At 46.1% G+C, this 21,192-nt stretch carries 24 protein-coding genes and 1 riboswitch; of the genes, 20 read left to right on the top strand and 4 right to left on the bottom strand.

Translation table 11 applies throughout. The features are described 5' to 3' along the window. The first annotated feature begins 34 nt into the window (after positions 1–34). The 7 genes from gsiB to ACVC9U_RS16810 all read left to right on the top strand — a co-directional run bounded on the left by gsiB (position 35) and on the right by ACVC9U_RS16810 (position 6,954). Complete coding sequence (gene gsiB / locus ACVC9U_RS16840; protein WP_075753956.1) at positions 35–475, top strand: glucose starvation-inducible protein GsiB; 441 nt, start codon at positions 35–37, stop codon at positions 473–475. Positions 476–896: 421 nt separating this feature from the next. Continuing rightward, entirely contained in the window at positions 897–1,937 is a 1,041-nt protein-coding gene (locus tag ACVC9U_RS16835) for an AI-2E family transporter (protein ID WP_023857882.1), read from the top strand. Positions 1,938–2,008: 71 nt separating this feature from the next. Beyond that, a riboswitch (cyclic di-AMP (ydaO/yuaA leader) is annotated at positions 2,009–2,150 on the top strand. A 74-nt stretch (positions 2,151–2,224) separates the two neighbouring features. After that, positions 2,225–3,469, top strand: a complete 1,245-nt coding sequence (locus ACVC9U_RS16830; protein ID WP_441391310.1) for a dicarboxylate/amino acid:cation symporter — start codon at positions 2,225–2,227, stop codon at positions 3,467–3,469. A 69-nt stretch (positions 3,470–3,538) separates the two neighbouring features. Then, complete coding sequence (locus ACVC9U_RS16825; protein WP_003179091.1) at positions 3,539–4,465, top strand: ABC transporter ATP-binding protein; 927 nt, start codon at positions 3,539–3,541, stop codon at positions 4,463–4,465. Beyond that, on the top strand, positions 4,458–5,225 hold the full coding sequence (locus tag ACVC9U_RS16820) for an ABC transporter permease (protein ID WP_441391309.1): 768 nt from the start codon (positions 4,458–4,460) through the stop codon (positions 5,223–5,225). The genes ACVC9U_RS16825 and ACVC9U_RS16820 overlap by 8 nt, the downstream gene beginning before the upstream one ends. A gap of 117 nt (positions 5,226–5,342) precedes the next feature. After that, positions 5,343–5,681, top strand: a complete 339-nt coding sequence (locus ACVC9U_RS16815) for a hypothetical protein (protein WP_009330142.1) — start codon at positions 5,343–5,345, stop codon at positions 5,679–5,681. A gap of 124 nt (positions 5,682–5,805) precedes the next feature. Then, positions 5,806–6,954 carry an acyl-CoA dehydrogenase family protein gene (locus ACVC9U_RS16810; protein ID WP_003179097.1) on the top strand — a complete coding sequence of 383 codons (1,149 nt, stop codon included), beginning with the start codon at positions 5,806–5,808 and terminating at the stop codon, positions 6,952–6,954. A gap of 36 nt (positions 6,955–6,990) precedes the next feature. Here the strand turns inward: ACVC9U_RS16810 and fbpB are convergent, their stop codons facing one another. The 3 genes from fbpB to ACVC9U_RS16795 form a co-directional block, all read right to left on the bottom strand. After that, the gene (gene fbpB, locus ACVC9U_RS16805; RefSeq protein ID WP_023857876.1) at positions 6,991–7,146 is read right to left on the bottom strand and encodes a Fur-regulated basic protein FbpB; all 156 of its coding nucleotides are present in this window, start codon (positions 7,144–7,146) and stop codon (positions 6,991–6,993) included. Positions 7,147–7,148: 2 nt separating this feature from the next. Continuing rightward, positions 7,149–7,307 carry a Fur-regulated basic protein FbpA gene (gene fbpA, locus ACVC9U_RS16800; RefSeq protein WP_023857875.1) on the bottom strand — a complete coding sequence of 53 codons (159 nt, stop codon included), beginning with the start codon at positions 7,305–7,307 and terminating at the stop codon, positions 7,149–7,151. Between the two features lie 413 nt (positions 7,308–7,720). Continuing rightward, complete coding sequence (locus tag ACVC9U_RS16795) at positions 7,721–8,041, bottom strand: thioredoxin family protein (RefSeq protein WP_003179104.1); 321 nt, start codon at positions 8,039–8,041, stop codon at positions 7,721–7,723. 160 nt (positions 8,042–8,201) lie between these two features. Here ACVC9U_RS16795 and ACVC9U_RS16790 point away from each other — a divergent pair, with 160 nt between their 5' ends. From ACVC9U_RS16790 to ACVC9U_RS16765, 6 genes are all read left to right on the top strand, one after another. Then, a complete protein-coding gene (locus ACVC9U_RS16790; RefSeq protein WP_023857873.1) occupies positions 8,202–9,287 on the top strand; it encodes a D-alanine--D-alanine ligase in 1,086 nt (361 codons plus the stop codon). A gap of 116 nt (positions 9,288–9,403) precedes the next feature. Further along, positions 9,404–10,774, top strand: a complete 1,371-nt coding sequence (locus tag ACVC9U_RS16785) for a UDP-N-acetylmuramoyl-tripeptide--D-alanyl-D-alanine ligase (protein WP_025810070.1) — start codon at positions 9,404–9,406, stop codon at positions 10,772–10,774. Positions 10,775–10,839: 65 nt separating this feature from the next. Beyond that, complete coding sequence (locus tag ACVC9U_RS16780; RefSeq protein ID WP_256164235.1) at positions 10,840–11,550, top strand: alpha/beta hydrolase; 711 nt, start codon at positions 10,840–10,842, stop codon at positions 11,548–11,550. 346 nt (positions 11,551–11,896) lie between these two features. Continuing rightward, on the top strand, positions 11,897–13,360 hold the full coding sequence (gene cshA / locus ACVC9U_RS16775; protein ID WP_023857870.1) for a degradosome RNA helicase CshA: 1,464 nt from the start codon (positions 11,897–11,899) through the stop codon (positions 13,358–13,360). A gap of 112 nt (positions 13,361–13,472) precedes the next feature. Beyond that, a complete protein-coding gene (locus tag ACVC9U_RS16770) occupies positions 13,473–13,952 on the top strand; it encodes a PH domain-containing protein (RefSeq protein ID WP_026580585.1) in 480 nt (159 codons plus the stop codon). After that, a complete protein-coding gene (locus ACVC9U_RS16765) occupies positions 13,942–15,426 on the top strand; it encodes a PH domain-containing protein (protein WP_441391308.1) in 1,485 nt (494 codons plus the stop codon). Before ACVC9U_RS16770 ends, ACVC9U_RS16765 begins: the two co-directional genes overlap by 11 nt. On the opposite strand, the gene ACVC9U_RS16760 is transcribed toward ACVC9U_RS16765, so the two are convergent. Continuing rightward, the gene (locus ACVC9U_RS16760; protein WP_039073239.1) at positions 15,423–16,022 is read right to left on the bottom strand and encodes a rhomboid family intramembrane serine protease; all 600 of its coding nucleotides are present in this window, start codon (positions 16,020–16,022) and stop codon (positions 15,423–15,425) included. The genes ACVC9U_RS16765 and ACVC9U_RS16760 overlap by 4 nt on opposite strands. 343 nt (positions 16,023–16,365) lie before the next feature. On the opposite strand from ACVC9U_RS16760, the gene ACVC9U_RS16755 reads away from it, so the two are divergent. From ACVC9U_RS16755 to ACVC9U_RS16725, 7 genes are all read left to right on the top strand, one after another. Beyond that, positions 16,366–17,325 carry a LolA family protein gene (locus tag ACVC9U_RS16755; protein WP_441391620.1) on the top strand — a complete coding sequence of 320 codons (960 nt, stop codon included), beginning with the start codon at positions 16,366–16,368 and terminating at the stop codon, positions 17,323–17,325. A 225-nt stretch (positions 17,326–17,550) separates the two neighbouring features. Beyond that, positions 17,551–18,720 carry an alanine racemase gene (gene alr, locus ACVC9U_RS16750; protein ID WP_441391307.1) on the top strand — a complete coding sequence of 390 codons (1,170 nt, stop codon included), beginning with the start codon at positions 17,551–17,553 and terminating at the stop codon, positions 18,718–18,720. Between the two features lie 111 nt (positions 18,721–18,831). Next, positions 18,832–19,113, top strand: coding sequence for a CopG family ribbon-helix-helix protein (locus ACVC9U_RS16745; RefSeq protein ID WP_006638778.1), 282 nt, complete (start codon positions 18,832–18,834; stop codon positions 19,111–19,113). A gap of 4 nt (positions 19,114–19,117) precedes the next feature. Continuing rightward, a complete protein-coding gene (gene ndoA / locus ACVC9U_RS16740) occupies positions 19,118–19,468 on the top strand; it encodes a type II toxin-antitoxin system endoribonuclease NdoA (protein ID WP_003179128.1) in 351 nt (116 codons plus the stop codon). A 117-nt stretch (positions 19,469–19,585) separates the two neighbouring features. After that, positions 19,586–20,413, top strand: a complete 828-nt coding sequence (locus ACVC9U_RS16735) for an RsbT co-antagonist protein RsbRA (RefSeq protein WP_441391306.1) — start codon at positions 19,586–19,588, stop codon at positions 20,411–20,413. A gap of 3 nt (positions 20,414–20,416) precedes the next feature. Continuing rightward, positions 20,417–20,782: an STAS domain-containing protein gene (locus ACVC9U_RS16730; RefSeq protein WP_065643251.1), complete on the top strand. Its 366-nt coding sequence runs from the start codon at positions 20,417–20,419 to the stop codon at positions 20,780–20,782. Positions 20,783–20,784: 2 nt separating this feature from the next. Beyond that, positions 20,785–21,186: an anti-sigma regulatory factor gene (locus ACVC9U_RS16725; RefSeq protein WP_441391305.1), complete on the top strand. Its 402-nt coding sequence runs from the start codon at positions 20,785–20,787 to the stop codon at positions 21,184–21,186. The last annotated feature ends 6 nt before the right edge of the window (positions 21,187–21,192 follow it).

Raw genomic sequence — 21,192 nt, 5'->3', positions numbered from 1 at the left:
AAAAACCATAACACTTCAAAAGGAGGAATCGAAAATGGCAAACAATAATGACAACAACAAAATGAGCAGGGAAGAAGCAGGCAGAAAAGGCGGAGAAAAAACAAGCCAAAACCATGATAAAGAATTCTACCAAGAGATCGGTCAAAAAGGCGGAGAAGCCACAAGCAAAAATCATGACAAAGAATTCTACCAGGAAATCGGCGAAAAAGGCGGGGAAGCCACAAGCCGTAATCATGACAAAGAATTCTACCAGGAAATCGGTGAAAAGGGCGGAGAAGCCACAAGCCGAAACCATGATAAAGAATTCTACCAGGAAATCGGTGAAAAGGGCGGAGAAGCCACAAGCAAAAACCATGACAAAGAATTCTACAAGGAGATCGGTCAAAAAGGCGGAGAAGCCACAAGCCGAAACCATGACAAGGAGTTCTATCAAGAAAACGGTGAAAAAGGCGGACGCCAAAGAAGAAGCGGTTAATGTACGGTGAAGAGAGGGGCTGACAAACAGTCCCTCTCAGCGTGTCGACAAACCCTCGCATTCGTTGTCAGGCCTGCGTCGGTGCTCACGAATTGCAACATTCGCTCCGCCCCAATGCTCGGCCTTCCTAGACTGCAAGGGTTGAGGGTCACGCTGAAAGGATGACAAAATCCTAAAACTAAAAATCGTTTTAGGATTTTGTCAATAATCTGGAGGGGCTGAACATCAGCCCCTCTCTTTTTTTGGAAGATGCCTGCCGCTGCCGCACGAGCGCTCATATTAAAATATTATTAATTATTGATCTTCTGAAGAGATTTCCGGTCTGTTTTGTTATATAATTTACAGATGATGCATCAAATTGTAATTATAAAAGTTTGAATGCTAAAAGTTAAGGACTAAAGTACTGGTGGGAGTGTACCGAATGGCAGCGTTGATTAAATTTTTTCAGCATCCTGGGGTCAGGCGTTTTTCAGTTTTTGTTGTATTGGCGGGAGTTTTATATCTGTTCCGCAGCATGATGAATCTCATATTGCTCACATTTATCTTTACGTTTTTGATGAACCGTCTGGAAAATGTGATCCGCGGTTTTTTAAACCGCTTTATTAAAGTCAGCCAGAGACTGATTATTTCCTGTTTGTATGCGGCTCTTGCCATCGCGCTTTCGATCGGCGGTGTGGTCTATTACCCCGTGATCGTCACCCAGATTCAGCAGCTGATCAAACAAGGAAAGTATATTGCTTCTCACCCTGACAGCATTCCTTTTCTCGATATGATCACCGGTATGTTCGGCGATATCAATTTGACATCCTATTTGGAAAAAGGTCTTAACTTTATCTATACATATATCACAGATATTAGCGCGTTTGGCCTGCAGGTGGTTATGTCATTGGTTCTCAGCATGTTCTTATTGATCGAAAAAGACAAGGTCTTGAGCTTAATGGATAAATTTAAGACGAGCAAAATAGCCATTTTCTACGAGGAAATTGCTTACTTTGGTAAAAAATTCACGAGAACGTTCGGAAAGGTGCTTGAGGCTCAGTTTATTATCGCCTCCATCAATTGCGCATTGACGACCATTGCCCTCGCGATTATGGGTTTTCCTCAGCTATTCGGCCTTGCTGTCATGGTGTTTTTCCTCGGGCTGGTTCCGGTCGCAGGCGTTGTGCTCTCCCTTATTCCGTTAAGCATTATCGCCTACAGTATCGGCGGAATCGCTTATATCGTATCACTGGTATTGGTCATCATGATCGTCCATGCGATAGAGGCCTATTTCCTCAATCCGAAACTGATGTCCGCCAAGACGGAGCTGCCGATTTTCTTCACGTTTATCGTGCTGATTTTTTCTGAACATTTCATAGGGATTTGGGGTTTAATTATCGGTATTCCGATATTTGTTTTCCTGCTTGATATCCTTGATGTCACAAGTCAAGAGAAAAGCCGAACAGCGGGCACCCGAAAATAGCATATATTTGTAAATCAGAAAATTTGGTTTACATATTTCGAATTTTCAGGTATAACTGTTATATAACGAAATAGCGCCACACGTTTAATCCTTTAGTAGGAGTGGGGGACCCGATCATTTGGGGTGAATTTTTCTGTTCCCGTGCGAACTGAAAGACGGACATCTCTTCGTCCGAACCCGTCAGCTAACCTCATCAACGTGAAGAGAGTCATGTGGAACCAATTTTAATGGTAAAAGCCCATGGGAGATCTCTCATGGGCTTTTTTTGGAAAGGGGAGATATGTTATATGAAGTTAGCAACAAAAATTATTATCGCTCTATTACTCGGTGCAGCCGTCGGTATTATACTGAACGTCACTTCGCCGGATTTATTTAGCAAGCTTAATACATTTTTATTCGGGCCGCTCGGCACGATCTTCCTCAACTTAATTAAAATGCTCGTTGTACCGATTGTTTTCTTTTCTCTCACTTTAGGGGTAGCAGGACTTGGAGATCCAAAGAAACTGGGCAGAATCGGTGCCAAAACGATTTCTTTCTTTTTAATAACTACTGCAATTGCCATTATTATCGGACTTGTTTTAGCGTTGGTCATCAAACCTGGAACGATCGGAACATATGATACAAGCGCTGCGGAATATTCAGCCCAGAAAGCGCCAAGCATTTCTGACACGCTTTTGAATATCATTCCGACAAACCCGGTTCAGGCAATGGCTGAAGGAAATATGCTGCAAATCATTGCTTTCTCCATTTTGGTCGGTCTCGGAATTACGATGCTGGGCAAAAAAGCGGACGCTCTTCTCAAAGTGGTTGAACAGGGTAACGATCTGATGATGTACCTGGTCAATCTTGTCATGAAGTTCGCGCCGTACGGTACGTTCGGCTTGATTGCCGGGGCAATCGGAAGCCAGGGCTGGGACGCCATTAAAGCAATGGGGCTTTATATGATCGTCGTTATTCTGGCGCTGTTCATTCATACCATCGTCACATACGGCGCAGCGATTGCGCTTCTGGCAAAGCGGAACCCGCTCACATTCTTTAAAGATTTTTCAGAGGTTATGCTTGTTGCCTTCAGTACGTCCAGCAGCAACGCGACGCTTCCGGTTTCGATGGATGTCGCTCAAAGAAAGCTGAAAGTTCCAGAGCCGATCTCAAGCTTTGTCCAGCCGCTCGGAGCTACGATCAACATGGACGGAACGGCGATCATGCAAGGGGTGGCAACAGTCTTTATCGCTCAGGTGTACGGCAATGACCTGTCGCTCACACAGCTGTTGATGGTTGTTCTCACGGCAGTGCTTGCCAGCATCGGAACAGCGGGTGTTCCGGGTGTCGGACTCATTATGCTCGCCATGGTTCTTCAAACAGTTGGCCTTCCAGTTGAGGGAATTGCGCTAATATTGGGAATTGACCGACTTCTGGACATGATTCGTACGGCTGTCAATACAACAGGCGATGCAGCATGTGCGGTCATCGTCACCGAGACGGAAAAGAAACACGGCAAAATCGAAGCCCCTCATAGTGAAGTGTCCGTGTAACTTAAGAAATGATATAATCAAACAGTGCCTTTTCGGCACTGTTTATTTTTTTGGAAAGAGGAGGGGGCTATGACAAAGCAGCCTGTTTTACATATAGAAAATGTTGATAAAATCATAGACGGCAAAACGATATTGAAAGATATCCGCTTAACGGCGGATGAAGGGGAGATCATCGGTCTGCTTGGTCCGAACGGATCAGGAAAAACGACCCTCATCAAATTGATCACCGGTTTAATCAAAATGAAGAGCGGATCAATTGTCATAAACGGCTTTCCGATTGACCGCCAATTTGAAAAAGCGATCCAGTCCGTCGGAGCCATTGTAGAAAATCCTGAATTCTATCCGTATCTGACAGGCTATGAAAATCTGAAGCACTATGCAAATATGCACGCTGGAATCGGACGGGAAAGACTGGAGGAAGTCATCAGCAGAGTCGGCCTTGAAGATGCCGCAGAAGACAAGGTCAAAACATACTCGCTTGGAATGAAACAGCGCCTCGGTATTGCCCAGGCGATTCTTCACCGGCCAAAACTGCTGATTTTGGACGAGCCGACGAACGGATTGGACCCGGCGGGAATGAAAGATTTCCGCGAACACTTGCGTGAACTCGCCGAAGAAGAAGGAACGGCGATCCTGTTTGCGACTCACTTGCTGAAGGAAGTGGAAGATTTATGCGACCGGGTCGTCATCCTTCAAAAAGGGAAAATCAAATCAACTGTCGTCCTTAATCAAGCGGACGAGAAACAGGAAAAGGCGATGCTGGAGGTACAGCCTCATGACAAAGCGCTTCAGTGGCTGAAAGACCAAGGATACGAAGCTCGCACCGAAAAAGGCCTGCTTGCCGTAAAGGTGGAGAAAGCGCAAATTCCGGCTTTAAATCAACAGCTTGTCGCCAATGATATTGACGTCTATTCGATCGCTCCGTTTAAGCAGTCTCTTGAGGATGAATATATGGCGCGGACGAATGGAATAGAAGAGAGGAATGCTGATGTTTAAACTGATTCAAAACGAGCATGTTAAATTGCTGAAGCGCAAAGTAACATTTGTATCGCTGGCGCTGATTGTAGTCTTTCAATTTCTCCTCGCGCTCATCACCAAAAGAATCCTGATGGGCGCCGGGGCAGAGGATCATTTTATCGGCTATTTTTCATTCACCCCAAACCTGAATATCCTCTTGCAGGGGCTTTCGATTGTGGTGGCGGCTTCAATTATATCCTTTGAATATGATAAAAAGACGATCAAGTTTTTGCTGATCCGCCCTATCAGAAGAGAAAAGATTCTCGTTTCTAAATACGTGACGAGCGTGCTCGCAAGCATTTGGCTTTTTATTATTTACTACGGATTTTCTATATTGTTCGGCCTGCTCTTTTTCGGCGTGAAGCTCGACGAAAAAGCGGAGCCGCTCTTTATCAATACGGTGAAAATGATCGGGACGCAGTGGTTTGAAGTATGGATGATGGTTTCATTTGCGTTTTTATGCTCGGCATTATTCAAAAGCAGCGCGCTCAGCATCATGGTGTCGATTGTCGTGCTGTACGGCGCCAAAATGCTTGTGACGATTATGGCGTATTTGGAAAAGCCGCTCGGCAAGTTTTTATTGTTCGCCAATACCGATTTAACGCAGTACGCCGGAGAGGCAAAGCCGCTTTTTGCCGGGATGACGCCTTTATTCTCGCTCTTCATCGTCTTTATCCATCTCGTGTTTTTTCTCGGAACGGCATGGTGGGGCTTTTGCAAACGCGATATGAAGGTATAAATAATTGTCCAAAGTGTGACAAAAGGAATGACATTTTTGTGAAATATGTCGTAATTACCGTGTGAATCTCCTATTCTCAATTATAATTTTAGGAAGGGAATGGGGGATGAGACATCTATGAAAAAGTTTATTACGGCGTTGCCGATTGTATTGCTGCTGTCATTTTCATTTGTTTCTTTTGCCTTTAACTTTGATCATCTCGTATATTTTAGACTTGCGCTCGGACTATTTTCGCTTGCAGGTTTGTTTCTGTTATATAAATTGAAAAACGGCGTCCGCCTCTTTATGGCATACCTTTATGGAAGCTGGATCGTGCTGGCCGGAATCGCCGCATATGAAGAACCGCTTTTTTCCGATTTCTTCTTCGGCGGCCTCACGATCACGATGGGCTACTTAACCTACATGCTGATTTATCTCGGTATGAAGGTTGACCGCCGCGGCGGTCAAGCCGTTTAGTCAAAAGCGCACCTCGCTGAAGGTGGGCTTTTTTGTTTTGCCAAGGCTATCATTTGCACAACGAGCCGAGAACGAACTATAATACTTATTAAATCTATCGGAATTTGGTCAGGAGGATGCCGGCGTGTGTTCAATATTTGTGAAAACGGAAAGGCAGCAGGAATGGCTCGATAAAATCGGAAAATTGGCGGATGAATTTGAGAAAACAGCAGCGTACTATGACGAACATGCACAATTTCCCGCAGAACATATTCAAAAGCTGCGGGATTCAGGCTACACAGCGCTGACGGTCGGAAAAGATTACGGAGGAGAAGGCATTTCGCTCTACGATATGCTTTTGTTTCAGGAACGGCTTGCCAAAGGAGACGGACCGACGGCTCTCAGCATCGGCTGGCACTTAAGCGTGATGGGGGAACTGGCGGAGGGAAACAGCTGGGACCGGGATGTGTTTTCATCGCTTTCCCATGAAGCATTAAAGGGCGCGCTGATCAACAGAGCTGCAAGTGAAGCGCAGACAGGCAGCCCGACAAGAGGAGGACGCCCCGGAACCCATGCAGTCAAAAAGAACGGCGGCTGGATTGTAAACGGCCGTAAAACATTCACAACGATGTCTCCGGTTCTCGACTATTTTCTTGTCACCGCTTGGATTGAAGAGAAGCAAATGATCGGCGTTTTCTTGATCCATAAAGATGCGGAAGGCTTGGCAATAGAAGAAACGTGGGATATGGCGGCGATGAGGGGCACGGGAAGCCACGATTTGGTGCTGACCGATGTCCGTCTGGACGAATCCATGCTTGTTGAACTGTTGGCTGGTAAAAGAACCGATAAAATCAACGGCTGGCTGCTTCATATACCGGCTGTCTATTTAGGGATCGCACAAGCAGCGAGAGACTATGCTGTCCAATTTGCAAAAGACTATCAGCCGAACAGCTTGAAAGGTCCGATCAAAGAGGTGCCCGCTGTTCAGCGCCATATCGGCGAAATCGATCTGGAACTCATGAAAGCCCGCCACTTTATGTATCATGTTGCAGAGCTTTATGATGATCCGGAGCGCCGCGCCCTTTTGACAGGTGAGCTTGGAGCGGTTAAGCACACGGTAACGAATACGGCCATTGCTGTCGTAGACAAGGCGATGAGAGTCGTCGGAGCGAAAAGTCTCGCAAGAACGAACCCGCTCCAAAGATTCTACCGCGATGTCCGGGCGGGCCTCCACAACCCGCCGATGGATGATGCGACAATCGCCAAGCTTGCTGGCATTGCATTCAGTGAATAGTAAAAAAGAAGCCGTTCAAAATGAGCGGCTTCTTTTTTAAGTTTGTTTTGCTTTAGACATTGCCAAAAGGCGGTTCTCGTGTCTGCGGTCGATCTTGTCATAAATGACTTCCATTTCTTTCGGGTTCTTGGCGATTTCTTTCTTATATTCTTCGACAAGCTGATGAAAGGTTTTAATCTTCCGTTTTGACATGATTATCCGCCTTTCTTGTTGGATTGGTATTCGCTTTCGAGTTCGCTTAAAGACAATTCGTAAAGGTGGCGCTCTTCTTTTTTATATATGCCAAGCTGGATAAGCCGCTGAATGAGTTGTTTCTTTCTCATTTCCACCGCTTTCTTTAATTGAGGGGCCATGTGATCACCTCGTCAACCATTAGTGATATTGATAATCATTATCAATAAAGGATATTATACTAAATAGTATCACCAAATGTAAAGAGACATCCTTAAAATAATATTGAAATAAATTGAAAAATATGAATTATTATCCAAAAACGTATATAAAAAAAGAAGCCGACAAGGGCTTCACAACTAGAAAAAATAATTGCAAAATAGGAACAAAAAACATTCTACCTGAATATAAAAAACGAATCAAGAACTTTTTGCGAAATTTCGACATTTTCGTTTCCCGGGAAATACTCGTGTCGAATTATTAATGAAAGCTCACTTTTATGAAACAAATATTGCTGCTGTCCCGTCTTGTATAAAAAGGACATGGGCGTTCCCATGTCCTGCGGTTCAGACAAAAAATCAGAACTTTAAACGAATTAGCTAATATGTTCAGCCAGGAACTCGTTCACTTCTTCAGGTGTTTTGGCATTTGCACTGTGAAGGTGACCCGTTTTTTCGCCGTTTTTGAAAATCAACAGGCTTGGAATGCCCATGACCTGATACTTATCGGCAAGTTCAGGAAGATCGTCTTTATTCAGCTCATACCAGTCATTTTCCTGATAAGCCTCAAGAATGTCTCCAATGAACATGTTCATGCGTGTACAGTCCGGGCACCAGTCAGCATAAAATTTGACGATGATTTCTTTATCGGATTGGATCAGTTCATTAAATTGTGCTTCTGTTGTGATTTTTTTCAATTGCAACCTCTCCTTTTCAATGCCATTTTAATATAAAATGAAAAGGATTTACATACAAATGCTTTTTATATGCTGTTTTTAGACCGTATTAAAATAATTAGATCATTTTCCCGGGAAAGTGATAAGATAGTAAAGATGAATCCAGTGGGGGGAGTACGAATTGAAGACAAGATTAGGATTGGTATACGGCGGAAAATCAGCGGAGCATAACGTTTCTCTGCAAACCGCGCTGGCCGTCACGAAAGCATTAGATACTGAAAAATTTGATATACACCCGATTTATATAACAGAAAAAGGCGAGTGGGTGAGAGGGCCGCAACTGACAGAACCGGTTTCAAATGTGAAAATGCTTCAGTTTGAACAGACGGGCCAGACATTTTCTCCGGCATTGCTGAACCGCGATATGTTTCCGGGCGAAGCTGATGTAAAAGAAGACTCGATTGATGTTGTTTTCCCGCTTTTGCACGGACCGAATGGGGAAGACGGCACCATTCAAGGCATGCTTGAACTATTGAATGTGCCATATGTGGGCAACGGAGTCTTAGCTTCCTCTGCGGGCATGGATAAAGTGGTCATGAAGCATCTATTTGCACAGGCAGGGCTTGACCAGGCGAAATACGTTTCATTTGTGAAAAAAACATGGAGTCACTCCAAAGAAGAAAGCTATGATCAAGTGGAAGCTGAGCTTGGTTATCCGTGCTTCGTAAAACCGGCTAACCTTGGATCAAGCGTCGGGATCAGCAAATGCAGAAACCGTGAAGAGCTTGACCAAGCCTTTGAGCTTGCATTTCAATATGACCGGAAAATTGTCGTTGAAGAGGGCGTCATCGGACGCGAAATAGAACTCGGCGTTCTGGGGAATGATGAACCTGTCTGCTCAGTCGCGGGGGAAATTGCTCCGAAGAAAGATTTTTATGACTATAAAGCAAAATATGAAGACGGCGACACTGATTTGATTATTCCGGCTTCCCTGACAGAGGACGAATACGAAACAATGCGCAGCATGGCGGTCAAAGCGTTTCAGGCGATTGACGGCTCAGGCCTTGTGAGAGCGGACTTTTTCCTTACAAACGAAGGCAGGGTCCTGATCAATGAAGTCAATACGATGCCGGGATTCACACCGTTCAGCATGTTCCCGCTTCTCTGGAAGCAATCAGGGGTTGAGTATGCTGAACTGATTGAAAAACTTGTCGCTTTGGCAATCGATCGGCACGAAGAAAAACAGCAGATCAAACATACATTTTAACGGGACGGAGCGGACCGAATCCGGGGGAAAGCGGTTCGCCCTTATATACAGCTGCAGACACTATCCTTATTTGTGGTAGTGTCTCTTTTCCTTGCTGGAGAAAGAGAGGGACATACATGATAACGAGAACGGTAAAAGAAATTGCTGAAATGTCGGAAGGCGTTTTGACGAATGAAGCTTTTGAAGGGCGTCTCGTCAAAGGCGTTTCAACCGATTCGAGAAAACTGGCGAAAGACCAACTGTTTATTCCGCTTGCAGGCGAGCGGTTCAATGGTCACGTTTTTGCAGAGCAGGCTTTTCAGGAAGGCGTCGCAGCCGTGCTGTGGAACCGGAGCGAACCGAATCCTCCGGAAGGGAAGCCGGTCATTTTAGTTGACGATACGCTGGAAGCGCTGCAGAAGCTTGCGAAGGCATACAGGCATCAGCTGGACGTGAAAATCGTCGGCGTGACCGGTTCAAATGGGAAAACGACGACAAAAGACATGATTCATGCTGTGTTGGGCACCGAGTATAAAGTGCATAAGACAGAAGGAAACTATAATAACCACATCGGCCTGCCCCTGACGATTCTGGCGATGCCGGAAGATACGGAAATCGCCATTTTGGAGATGGGGATGAGCGCCAAAGGGGAAATTGATTTTCTGACACGTCTGGCGCGTCCTGATATCGCCGTCATCACAAACATCGGCGAATCGCACCTCCTTGAACTCGGATCAAGAGAAGGAATTGCAGAGGCAAAGCTCGAAATTGTCAATGGGCTTTCAAAAGAGGGCACACTCATTTATATCGGAGATGAACCGCTGCTCGCTGAAAGGCTGAACCAGCCGCCTTACGAGACAAAGACGTTTGGAGAGGATCCGGCTTTCGACTATCAGCTTGAGGATATGACGCAGACGGAAGAGGGCACGGCATTCCGCGTCAGAGGGATCGAAAACCGGTTCTTCATCCCGGTGCTCGGAAAGCATAATGTGAAAAACGCTTTAGCTGCGATTGCGGCCGGAGACCTTCTGAATGTCAGCAGGACTCATATTGCAGAAGGGCTGACGAAACTGAAAGTGACCGGTATGCGGCTTGAGCTTGTAAAGACACGGGCCGGCGTTGCGATCATTAATGACGCCTATAATGCAAGTCCGACATCCATGAAAGCGGCGATCGAGCTTGTCGACCAGATGAAGGGATACGGCAAGAAAATGCTCGTTCTCGGCGATATGCTGGAGCTCGGCGAAGGAGAGAAAGCGTTTCATGAAGACATCGGGCAGGCAGTCAATCCGGACTCAATCGACTTTTTATTTACGTACGGGGATCTCGGTGCATATATTGCAAAAGGGGCGCTTAAACATTTTCCCGAACACCGCGTCCTTCATTTCAACCCGGAAAACAAAGACGGTTTGAAAAAGACATTGAAAGAAAAAGCGAATACAGGGGATCTGATCCTTGTCAAAGCGTCCAGAGGCATGCGTCTTGAGGATGTTATAAAAGATTTGTAAGGGAACATTGAATCATAAAGTCGTTTTTTATGTGATCATCAGTAAAAGAAAACGGGTGAATGGTCATGATAGGATGTTTATGCATTCACGGATTTACCGGAGCACCGTATGAATTGGAACCGCTGGCTTCTCATTTAAAACAAACGGCCGATTGGCGAGTCGAAATGATCACGCTGCCCGGGCACGGGGAGATGCCGGTTTTAAAAGGCGTCTGTTTTCAGGAATGGATCGCTTGCGCAGAAGTGGAGCTTGTCCGTTTGTTGAAAACGTGTGATACGGTATTTTTAATCGGATTTTCAATGGGCGGGATGATTGCCGCCTATTTAGCCGGAAAATATCCGGTCAACCGCCTTGTCCTGTTGAGCGCGGCTGCCCAGTACATCAGCCCGGGACAGCTGATCCAGGATTTGAAGAATGTGATCAAAGATTCTTTGCAAGGCAAGCTTGAGGATAATCTGCTTTACAAAAGGTACAAACAAAAGCTGACAAGCACCCCGGTGTCTTCAGCATTTCAGTTTCGCAAGCTCGTTAAGATGACAAAGCCTGCTTTGAAAAACCTCCGCATCCCTGTGCTCATTGTTCAGGGGGAATGCGATTCAATCGTGCCGCTGTCAAGCGCGTATTATCTTTATGAAACCATACCTTCCGAAGAGAAAGAGCTGTGCCTCTTGCCGGAATCCAAGCACCATGTCTGCCTTGAAGAAAACTCCGCTGTCCTCTTTCAAACCGTTGAGGCGTTTCTCAAAAAAACGCCGATTGAATCCATAAAAAAATAAATAATTGAACGGCAATCTGCAAAAAATAATCGGGGATGCGGGCAGAGAAAAATGAGTGTATGCTGTCGAAAGCCGCACAAGCCTGTGTTACAATGTGTAAAAGACGTCAACAGGCGGGCTTGACGTTTCGCGGACGGTTGTCCCAGAGGTCTATAGATGGCTGCCGAACCGGCGAGAGAGCACACTGCTCATTTTCATCTTGTTGAAAAACGTATAACGGAATGGTAATATAACATGTAAAGTAATTCGGGCTTTGCATAAGTATGGACCTGTCCTTTGCACAAAGGGCAGTTTTTATTGATAAAACACGATTACTGAAACAGTAAGCAGAAGGAGTTTGAATACATTGACAATAACGTTTCAAGATTTTCAATTAAGTTCTGATCTCACAAAAGCGATCAAGCGTATGGGATTTGAAGAGGCAACACCGATTCAGGCACAAACGATTCCGCTCGGCCTTGCAAATAAAGATGTGATCGGACAAGCGCAAACGGGAACAGGAAAAACGGCTGCATTTGGCATCCCCCTTGTTGAGAAAATCAACCCCGAGTCTCCTAACATTCAAGCCATTGTTATCGCACCTACTCGTGAATTAGCCATTCAAGTTTCTGAAGAGCTATATAAAATTGGACAGGATAAACGCGCTCGCGTGCTGCCGATTTACGGTGGACAGGATATCGGACGCCAGATTCGCGCGCTTAAGAAAAATCCTCATATTATCGTCGGAACACCTGGCCGTTTGCTTGACCATATCAACCGCCGCACAATGCGTCTTCAAACAGTGAACACCGTTGTGCTTGATGAAGCGGATGAAATGCTGAACATGGGATTCATCGAAGATATCGAATCCATCCTTTCCAATGTGCCCGCTGAGCATCAAACATTGCTGTTTTCTGCAACAATGCCTGCTCCAATTAAACGGATTGCAGAACGTTTCATGACCAACCCGGAGCACGTGAAAGTGAAAGCGAAGGAAATGACAGTATCAAACATTCAGCAGTTCTACCTTGAAGTACATGAACGCAAAAAGTTTGATACGCTGACACGTCTTCTTGACATCCAGTCTCCTGAACTGGCGATTGTATTCGGCCGGACAAAGCGCCGCGTCGATGAACTGACAGAAGCGCTTAATCTGCGCGGTTATACAGCTGAAGGAATCCACGGCGATTTGACTCAGGCGAAGCGGATGGTGGCACTCCGGAAATTTAAGCAAGGCGCAATTGAAGTGCTCGTTGCGACAGACGTTGCGGCGCGTGGCCTTGATATTTCAGGGGTAACGCACGTCTACAACTTCGATGTGCCGCAAGATCCTGAAAGCTATGTTCACCGCATCGGAAGAACGGGACGCGCAGGCAAAACAGGAATGGCGATGACCTTCATTACACCGCGCGAAAAAGACATGCTCCGCGCCATCGAGCAGACGACAAAACGCAAAATGGACCGCATGAAAGCACCGACTCTAGATGAGGCGATTGAAGGACAGCAGCAGGTGACGGTTGACCGCCTCCGGACGATCATCGAGGAAAATAACCTAAACTTCTATATGACGGCTGCAGCGGAATTATTGGAAGACCATGATTCTGTGACAGTTGTTGCGGCTGCCATTAAAATGATGACCAAAGAGCCGGACAACACGCCTGTCCGTTTGACGGAAGAGGCTCCGCTCAGAACGAAGCGAAATAAAAGTCACCACCCCCGTTCATCAAAACGCAGAGACGGCGGCGGCTACAGAGGAAAGAACAATCGTTCATCTTATGATAAAAAGCGTTCTTCGAATGACAGACGCCAAAAAAAATCATATAATTCATAATCAAAAGGCGGATCCTTTTTTACGGATTCGCCTTTTTTTAAAAACGAAAGCCTATATCCGAAACATTTTCAGCCTTAGACCGTAAATAGAACTAGATTGGGGGAATCGAGTTTTGAGAAGCGAGCCGAAAAATCAAATTAGCCGCGATGGCGTAAAAGTCTGGAGAATCACAGCTTGTATCACATCATTCGTTTTAATGCTGGCTGCAGCAGGCCTTGTTGCCGCAGGGTTGATATTTAAATGGCCGGTATGGACCGGCATTTTGTCAGCGGCCGTTTGGCTGGTGATTTCATTTGTCATCATTATTATTATTCCGAATATCCGCCACAGAATATGGCGCTACCAAGTCCATGAGAACGAAATCGATATTCAGCACGGCATCTTTGTGGTGACCCGCGTGATCGTTCCGATGGTCAGAGTCCAGCATGTTGATACATCGCAGGGCCCCATCCTCAGAAAATATAATCTCGCCTCCGTGCAAATTTCAACAGCCGCGACGACCCATTCCATTCCCGCTCTGGATGTTGAAGAGGCGGATCAGCTCAGGGACTCCATTTCCAGGCTGGCAAGGGTGACTGAAGATGATGTCTGAACCGAGACGCATGCACCCCGCCGCCGTCATTCTCAACTTTATCAAAGGCCTTGTTGAGACCGTTAAAAACTTTATCATTCCATTTGGTGTAGTGCTTTTTTTAAATCAGTCGCACACAGTCAAAATGCTGGCGATCGCCGCGGCCGTGCTGTTTTTCATTGCTTTGGTCGTGACGAGCATCATTAAGTGGAGCAAATTTACATACCGTATCGAAGAGGATGAATTGCGAATAGAGGAAGGCCTGATCAATAAGAAAAAAAGGTATATTCCGATCGAACGGATTCAAACGATCAACACGAGCGCAGGCCTCATTCAGCAAATATTCAAGCTGGTGAAGCTTCAAGTCGAAACGGCAAGCGGAGGAACGGAAGCGGAAGTTTCCTTGGTCGCCATTACCCAGGCAGAAGCCGAACGTATTCAGCAAGCGCTTTTCGAAAGGAAAAAAGCGGCGGAAAGCACTGGAGCCGATGTCACGGATCCGCAGGAAGAGACTGCTGCAGAGGCGGAGGAAACAGCGGAAGAACCGCAAATGATGTACAAAATGACCGGGCAGGAGCTATTAACTGCAGCGTCAACATCAAGCGGGATCGGCGTCATTATTTCAGGGGTATTCGCTTTTTTCACTCAAGTCGACGACTTCTTTGATTTGGACTGGCTGTATGACCGTTTTGCTTTTTTGAATAGCGCTGGAGCGACTGTCATCGCCTTAGCTGCTTTTGTTGCCCTTTTCATTGCATGGCTTCTCAGCATTGTCGGGATGCTTTTGAAATACGCGAATTTTACAGTCGTGCGTAAAGAGAAAGAAATCGTCATTTCCAGAGGGCTGATTGAAAAGCATCAAATCACGATTCCGCTGCAGCGGATTCAAGCGATTAAAATTAAGGAGAGTCTGATCAGGCAGCCTTTTGGACTTGCAGCCGTCACGATCGTCAGCGCAGGCGGAAACGTTTTGGAAGAAGATAAATCAGCCGTCCTATTTCCGATTATCAGCAAAAAAATGATCAAACAGCACCTCGGAGAACTCATTCCGGATTATGCGCCGGAAGACGATTTGAACCGCTTGCCGAAACGCGCACTGCGCCGTTATATCCTGCGCGCATCCTGGCCGGTCCTCGCCGTCGTTCCGCTTTCTATTCTGTTTCCGCCGTGGGGCTATTTGTCCGCTGTATTGATTCCTTTTTACTGGATCATCGGCTACTTATCATACCGCGATGCCGGCTGGAAGATCAGCGGCAGCAAAATCATCATGTCATCGCGCTTCATCGGCAGAACAACCGCTGTCATTCAGCGCAGGCGCATGCAGGTGTACGAAGTCAGCCGCTCGTATTTCCAGCGCAGAAGACAGCTTGTTTCGATCCATACATCAACAAAATCATCTGCTTTAATGGAGAAGTTTTCGGTGGCTGATGTCGAGGAGAAAGATTCGGACGATATTTTTGCATGGTATTCTTATGAAAAAAGAGTGAACGGTTAAAAGCCGTTCACTCTTTTATTTAACAACGGAGGAGCCAGAGCGAGTCCGCCCAGCAGTCCGAAGATGTGCGCCATGATATTGATATTTTGGTTGACAAACGTCATCAAAACCGAAATGGCGAGGATGGTGACGATGATTTGGGAATTGGCGCTTCCCAACAGCTCTTTTCTAAACAGCACGATGTACAGGTACACACCGAACAATCCGAATATCGCTCCTGAAGCACCGACATGCATATACTCCAGCGGTTCGATGAAATACGTGCCGATATTGCCGATTACTCCTGTCCCAATATAAACGATGAGAAACTTGAGTTTCCCGAGCATTCGTTCCAGCCCGGGGGCAAATAAAAAGATCGACATCGAATTAAAGAGCAGATGGCCGAACCCGGCGTGAATAAAGATCGGTGTCACAAACCTCCACCATTCTCCATTCGCTATCCCCCAGTTAAATCCAATCAATAAATCAGACCACATCTGTACGGCCGTCAACGGAAGTAAAAAAAGAATCCAGATGGCAAGCTGCAGGGCCAGTATGGCGGATGTGACCGGGTAGAGCCTGATAAACGTCTGAAAATTTTCTGTTCTGATAAACATGCTTATGATTTAAGCCCCTTTACAATGATCTCGTACATATATAGTAACACGTTTATGAACAGGCAGCGGTGATTAGTACGGAGGAGAAAAATGATTTTGAAAGGTTGTCATGCTAGTCTGCATATTGTCTGAGACACGCTCATATATTGGGTAGTGCAATAAGGGAGACGAGTCGTTGCAGGCTTTTATGGTACGCACGCCGATACAGCCGGCCCTGTTCTTATGGCGTACCGTTAAAGTCGAACAAGCGGTTTCTTCCTTTTTACATCAATGATTAAAAAGGGGTTGAAAAAAGGTGAGAAAAAGCTTTGTTTTGCTTTTAACGGGGCTGCTTGTAATCCTTATGCTTTCTGCCTGCGGCCAAAAATCGCAAGAAGATGTTGTGACGGGGCTCGACAAGAAGGCAAAAGAATACACGTCCTATAAGGCAAAAGCGAAAATGACGATTGAAACGGGAAATGAACCGCAGGAGTACAATGTGGAAATCTGGCATAAAAAACCTTCTCTTTACCGGGTCTATTTGGAAAACCCGAAAAAAGACCAGAGCCAGGTGATCTTGCGCAATGAAAACGGCGTGTTTGTTTTGACTCCGTCGCTGAATAAAAGCTTCCGCTTTCACAGCGACTGGCCCAATAACAGCAGCCAAGTATACTTATTCGAATCGCTCGTAAAAGATGTCAAAAATGATGGGGAAGCTTCTTTTTCCGCAAAGGATTCAAAATACATTTTTGAAACGAAAACGAATTATCAGCATAATCAGATGCTGCCGATCCAGGAAATCGTTTTCCATAAAAAGACCATGGCTCCTTCATCGGTTAAAGTGATGGATACGGACCGCAAACCGATGGTAAAGGTTGAGTTTACAAGCTTTGAATTCGATAAGCCGCTCGATAAAGACGCATTTGATGAAAAGAAAAATATGACGCTGTCTCAAATTGACGTAGCGACAAGCGCGGACGTGTCAGACTCTTTCGCCGTCAAAACGCCGCTCGATGTGCCTCAGGGCGTGAAAAAGCTTGAGGAGAAAGAAATGGCGACTGAAGACGGCAAACGAATCGTCATCACATACGGCGGTGAAAAATCCTTTACATTGATTCAGGAAAAAGCCCGCGTCGCCAAAACGTCCACTTCCGTGTCCATGAACGGAGAGCCGGTTGACCTCGGCTTCACGGTCGGCGCACTGACGGATAAATCGTTGTCATGGACTTATGACGGAGTCGACTATTTCATCTCATCAGAAGACCTTTCTCAAGATGAACTTCTGATGGTTGCCAAAAGCATGCAGGGCCAGTCTTCAAAATAGACTGTGCCGTATCCGGCAGCCTGTTTTCCGCCCGGAAGCGGAAAGCAGGCTGTTTTTATATTTGCGGCGCAAGCGTATGTTTTCGACAGCTTTTCCGTAAAATGTATAGCGTGCCAGCAATTTTTCTCTTGTTCTGGGCAGTTGTTCCCGTACAAAATTTCCCTTTCTCCGAACTTTTTAGTATGATGGGAAGGACGATTGAAACAAGGAACAGGAAGTGTCATGATGAGCTTAAAACCATTCTATAGAAAGACATGGGCCGAAATCGATTTAACGGCATTAAAAGAAAACGTTCGCAATATGAAGCGGCACATCGGTGAGCATGTCCACTTGATGGCCGTCGTTAAAGCGAATGCCTACGGACACGGGGATGCACAGGTAGCGAAGGCGGCTCTTGCAGAAGGGGCGTCCATTCTTGCTGTGGCTTTACTGGATGAAGCGCTTTCGCTGAGAGCGCAGGGGATTGAAGAACCGATTCTTGTCCTCGGTGCAGTGCCGCCCGAATATGCTGGCATTGCCGCGGAAAAGCGCATTACCGTGACGGGCTACTCCGCCGGCTGGCTGCAAGACGTGCTCGGTTTTCTCGGTGAGACCGAAGCTGCTCTTGAATATCATTTGAAGATCGACACGGGCATGGGCCGCCTTGGCTGCAAAACGGAAGAAGAGATCAAAGAAATGATGGAGATGACCGAATCGAGCGATAAACTCAATTGTACGGGCGTGTTCACTCATTTCGCGACGGCGGACGAAAAGGACACCGATTATTTCGACATGCAGCTTGACCGCTTTAAAGAACTGATCAGCCCTCTCCCGCTTGACCGTTTAATGGTGCATTCGTCAAACAGCGCTGCGGGTCTGCGCTTCAGGGAACAGCTCTTTAATGCCGTCCGCTTCGGCATCGGCATGTACGGTTTGGCGCCGTCAACCGAAATAAAAGACGAGCTGCCGTTCCGTCTGCGGGAAGTGTTTTCGCTTCATACCGAACTCACCCATGTGAAAAAAATCAAAAAAGGCGAGAGCGTCAGCTACGGGGCGACATATACGGCCAAGCGCGACGAATGGATCGGGACAGTCCCCGTCGGGTATGCTGACGGATGGCTGAGGCGTCTGGCCGGAACGGAAGTGCTGATCGACGGAAAACGCCAAAAAATAGCAGGGAGAATCTGCATGGACCAGTTCATGATTTCCCTTGCCGAAGAATATCCTGTCGGCACAAAGGTTACCTTGATCGGGAAGCAAAAAGACGAATGGATTTCGGTCGACGAAATCGCCCAACATTTGCAGACGATCAATTATGAAATTACCTGTATGATAAGTTCAAGGGTGCCCCGTATGTTTTTGGAAAATGGGAGTATAATGGAAATAAGGAATCCGATCTTGCCTGATCAATCCTGAAAATTGATGAATTAGCGGAAAAACAACTTTGCTTGCGAAAAGAATAATGATATCATTATGGATGGAATGGATAGAGTGTTGTATCCGTAAGTTTGGTGGAGGTGTATGTTTTTGTCTGAATCCAGCGCAACAACTGAAATATTGATTCGCTTGCCAGAAGCTTTAGTATCAGAACTGGATGGTGTCGTCATGCAAGATAACGGGAGCAGAAATGAACTGATTTACCAAGCCACAAAAATGTATTTGCGCGAGCGCAAAAATCGACAAATTCGGGAATCGATGAGACGCGGTTATATGGAGATGGCCAAGATTAATTTGAACATCTCTTCTGAGGCTCAATTTGCAGAGTATGAGGCTGAAAACACAGTAGAGCGCTTAGTAAGCGGAGGATAATCATTTGATTGTTAAACGCGGCGATGTTTATTTTGCTGACCTATCTCCTGTTGTTGGCTCAGAACAAGGCGGGGTGCGCCCGGTTTTAGTGATTCAAAACAACATCGGCAATCGCTTCAGCCCAACTGCTATTGTTGCAGCCATAACAGCCCAAATACAGAAAGCAAAATTACCTACCCACGTCGAAATTGATGCGAAACGCTACGGTTTTGAAAGAGATTCCGTTATATTGCTCGAACAAATTCGGACGATTGACAAGCAAAGATTAACGGACAAAATCACCCATCTCGATGATGAAATGATGGAAAAGGTCAACGAAGCCTTACAAATCAGTTTGGCACTCATTGATTTTTAATATGGATGAAAGTTGCTCGAGGCGAAAGAGCAACTTTTTTTGTGTTCAAAAATAACAAACGATATAATGGAACTGTTAGTCCAAAAAATGTTATGAGATGTAGTTAGGGGGATGAACATGTCGAATCAAGCAGTGTTAAAATTTATCTCGGAACACCAAAATGTACTCGCCGAGAATTTGGCTGATATTCTGAAAGACTTAAACAGCAACATGACAAACGTGAAGCTGACTGAACACATGTACGAGACGATCAGCAATGAATACATTCATATCCTCATGAATGAGTCCGGAGACGGGAATGAAAAATCGATCGACACCATCTACCAGTTTTCTTCAAAAGCCGTACAGCTCGGCGTTCCGCTGAAGCTTCTGTCGTCGGGATTATCAGCTTTTTGGAAGCACCTGTACTATGAAATGAACAAGGACGTCCCGGAAGATCAGCAGTGCTATGATCTGATTTGGGAAATCGATAGATTTATTGAACCGATCAACAGCGAAATCTTGAATCAGTATGCGATCTCCTGGGAGAAAACCGTTGCTATGCAAAAGGTCGCATTACAGGAGCTTTCGGCGCCGCTGATCCCGGTTTTTGAAAATATTACGGTGATGCCTCTCGTCGGCACGATCGACACGGAGCGGGCCAAAAAGATTATGGAAAACCTGTTGAGCGGCGTCGTCAAACACCGGTCTGAAGTCGTCCTCATTGACATTACGGGCGTGCCTGTCGTCGATACGATGGTCGCACACCACATCATGCAGGCTTCCGAAGCCGTCAGACTGGTCGGCGCTAAATGCCTGCTCGTCGGAATCCGCCCGGAAATCGCGCAGACGATTGTGAATTTGGGAATCGATTTATCTCAGGTTATTACAAAAAATACCCTGCAAAAAGGAATTCAAACCGCATTGGAAATGACAGACAGAAAAATCGTTTCATTGGAGGAATAATCTTTGAGGGTACCTAACATTCCAATTTTGAAGTTATATAACTGTTTATTGGTATCCATTCAAGTGGAGCTCGATGACCAAACCGCTCTGAAATTTCAAGAGGACCTGCTGAACAAAATATATGAAACTGGTTCGAACGGAGTGGTGATCGATCTGACTTCGGTGGACATCATCGATTCATTCATCGCCAAAGTACTTGGCGATGTTATTGCAATGTCAAAACTGATGGGCGCCAAAGTCGTTCTGACTGGCATCCAGCCGGCTGTTGCGGTGACATTGATTGAACTCGGCATTTCTTTGGATGAGATCGAGACGGCGCTCGATCTCGAAAAGGGGCTCGAGACATTGCAGCGGGAATTGGAGGAATAATTATGGCAGACCAATCCTGTGTAAAGATTTTGACAGAATGGGACATAGTGGCCGCCAGACAGCTCGGGCGAAATGTCGCAAAAGAACTGGGGTTCGGCACAGTGGACCAGGCCAGAATCACAACAGCCATCTCAGAGTTGGCGCGTAATATTTATTTGTATGCCGGAAAAGGCCGAATCTGCATCGAACAGGTTCAGGAAGAAGGAAAAAAGGGGTTGAAAATCGTAGCGGAGGATGAGGGGCCGGGAATCGCTGACATCAAAAAAGTGATGGAAGATGGTTTTTCAACCTCTGGCGGTCTCGGAGCGGGCCTGCCGGGAGTAAAGCGTTTGATGGACCAATTTGGATTGCATTCGGACGCGGAAAATGGAACGGATATACAAGCCATAAAGTGGCTGCGGTAGGAGGGA

The organism is Bacillus sp. GM2 (assembly GCF_056155945.1).
This window is presented reverse-complemented; position numbering and strand designations above follow the sequence as displayed.

Bases quoted from the DNA above. Each gene is read 5' to 3' on its own strand.
- gsiB (WP_075753956.1), top strand. From the start codon at position 35: ATGGCAAACAATAATGACAACAACAAAATGAGCAGGGAAGAAGCAGGC.
- ACVC9U_RS16835 (WP_023857882.1), top strand. From the start codon at position 897: ATGGCAGCGTTGATTAAATTTTTTCAGCATCCTGGGGTCAGGCGTTTT.
- ACVC9U_RS16830 (WP_441391310.1), top strand. From the start codon at position 2,225: ATGAAGTTAGCAACAAAAATTATTATCGCTCTATTACTCGGTGCAGCC.
- ACVC9U_RS16825 (WP_003179091.1), top strand. From the start codon at position 3,539: ATGACAAAGCAGCCTGTTTTACATATAGAAAATGTTGATAAAATCATA.
- ACVC9U_RS16820 (WP_441391309.1), top strand. From the start codon at position 4,458: ATGTTTAAACTGATTCAAAACGAGCATGTTAAATTGCTGAAGCGCAAA.
- ACVC9U_RS16815 (WP_009330142.1), top strand. From the start codon at position 5,343: ATGAAAAAGTTTATTACGGCGTTGCCGATTGTATTGCTGCTGTCATTT.
- fbpB (WP_023857876.1), bottom strand. From the start codon at position 7,146: ATGTCAAAACGGAAGATTAAAACCTTTCATCAGCTTGTCGAAGAATAT.
- fbpA (WP_023857875.1), bottom strand. From the start codon at position 7,307: ATGGCCCCTCAATTAAAGAAAGCGGTGGAAATGAGAAAGAAACAACTC.
- ACVC9U_RS16785 (WP_025810070.1), top strand. From the start codon at position 9,404: ATGATAACGAGAACGGTAAAAGAAATTGCTGAAATGTCGGAAGGCGTT.
- ACVC9U_RS16780 (WP_256164235.1), top strand. From the start codon at position 10,840: ATGATAGGATGTTTATGCATTCACGGATTTACCGGAGCACCGTATGAA.
- ACVC9U_RS16765 (WP_441391308.1), top strand. From the start codon at position 13,942: ATGATGTCTGAACCGAGACGCATGCACCCCGCCGCCGTCATTCTCAAC.
- ACVC9U_RS16760 (WP_039073239.1), bottom strand. From the start codon at position 16,022: ATGTTTATCAGAACAGAAAATTTTCAGACGTTTATCAGGCTCTACCCG.
- ACVC9U_RS16755 (WP_441391620.1), top strand. From the start codon at position 16,366: ATGCTTTCTGCCTGCGGCCAAAAATCGCAAGAAGATGTTGTGACGGGG.
- alr (WP_441391307.1), top strand. From the start codon at position 17,551: ATGAGCTTAAAACCATTCTATAGAAAGACATGGGCCGAAATCGATTTA.
- ACVC9U_RS16735 (WP_441391306.1), top strand. From the start codon at position 19,586: ATGTCGAATCAAGCAGTGTTAAAATTTATCTCGGAACACCAAAATGTA.
- ACVC9U_RS16725 (WP_441391305.1), top strand. From the start codon at position 20,785: ATGGCAGACCAATCCTGTGTAAAGATTTTGACAGAATGGGACATAGTG.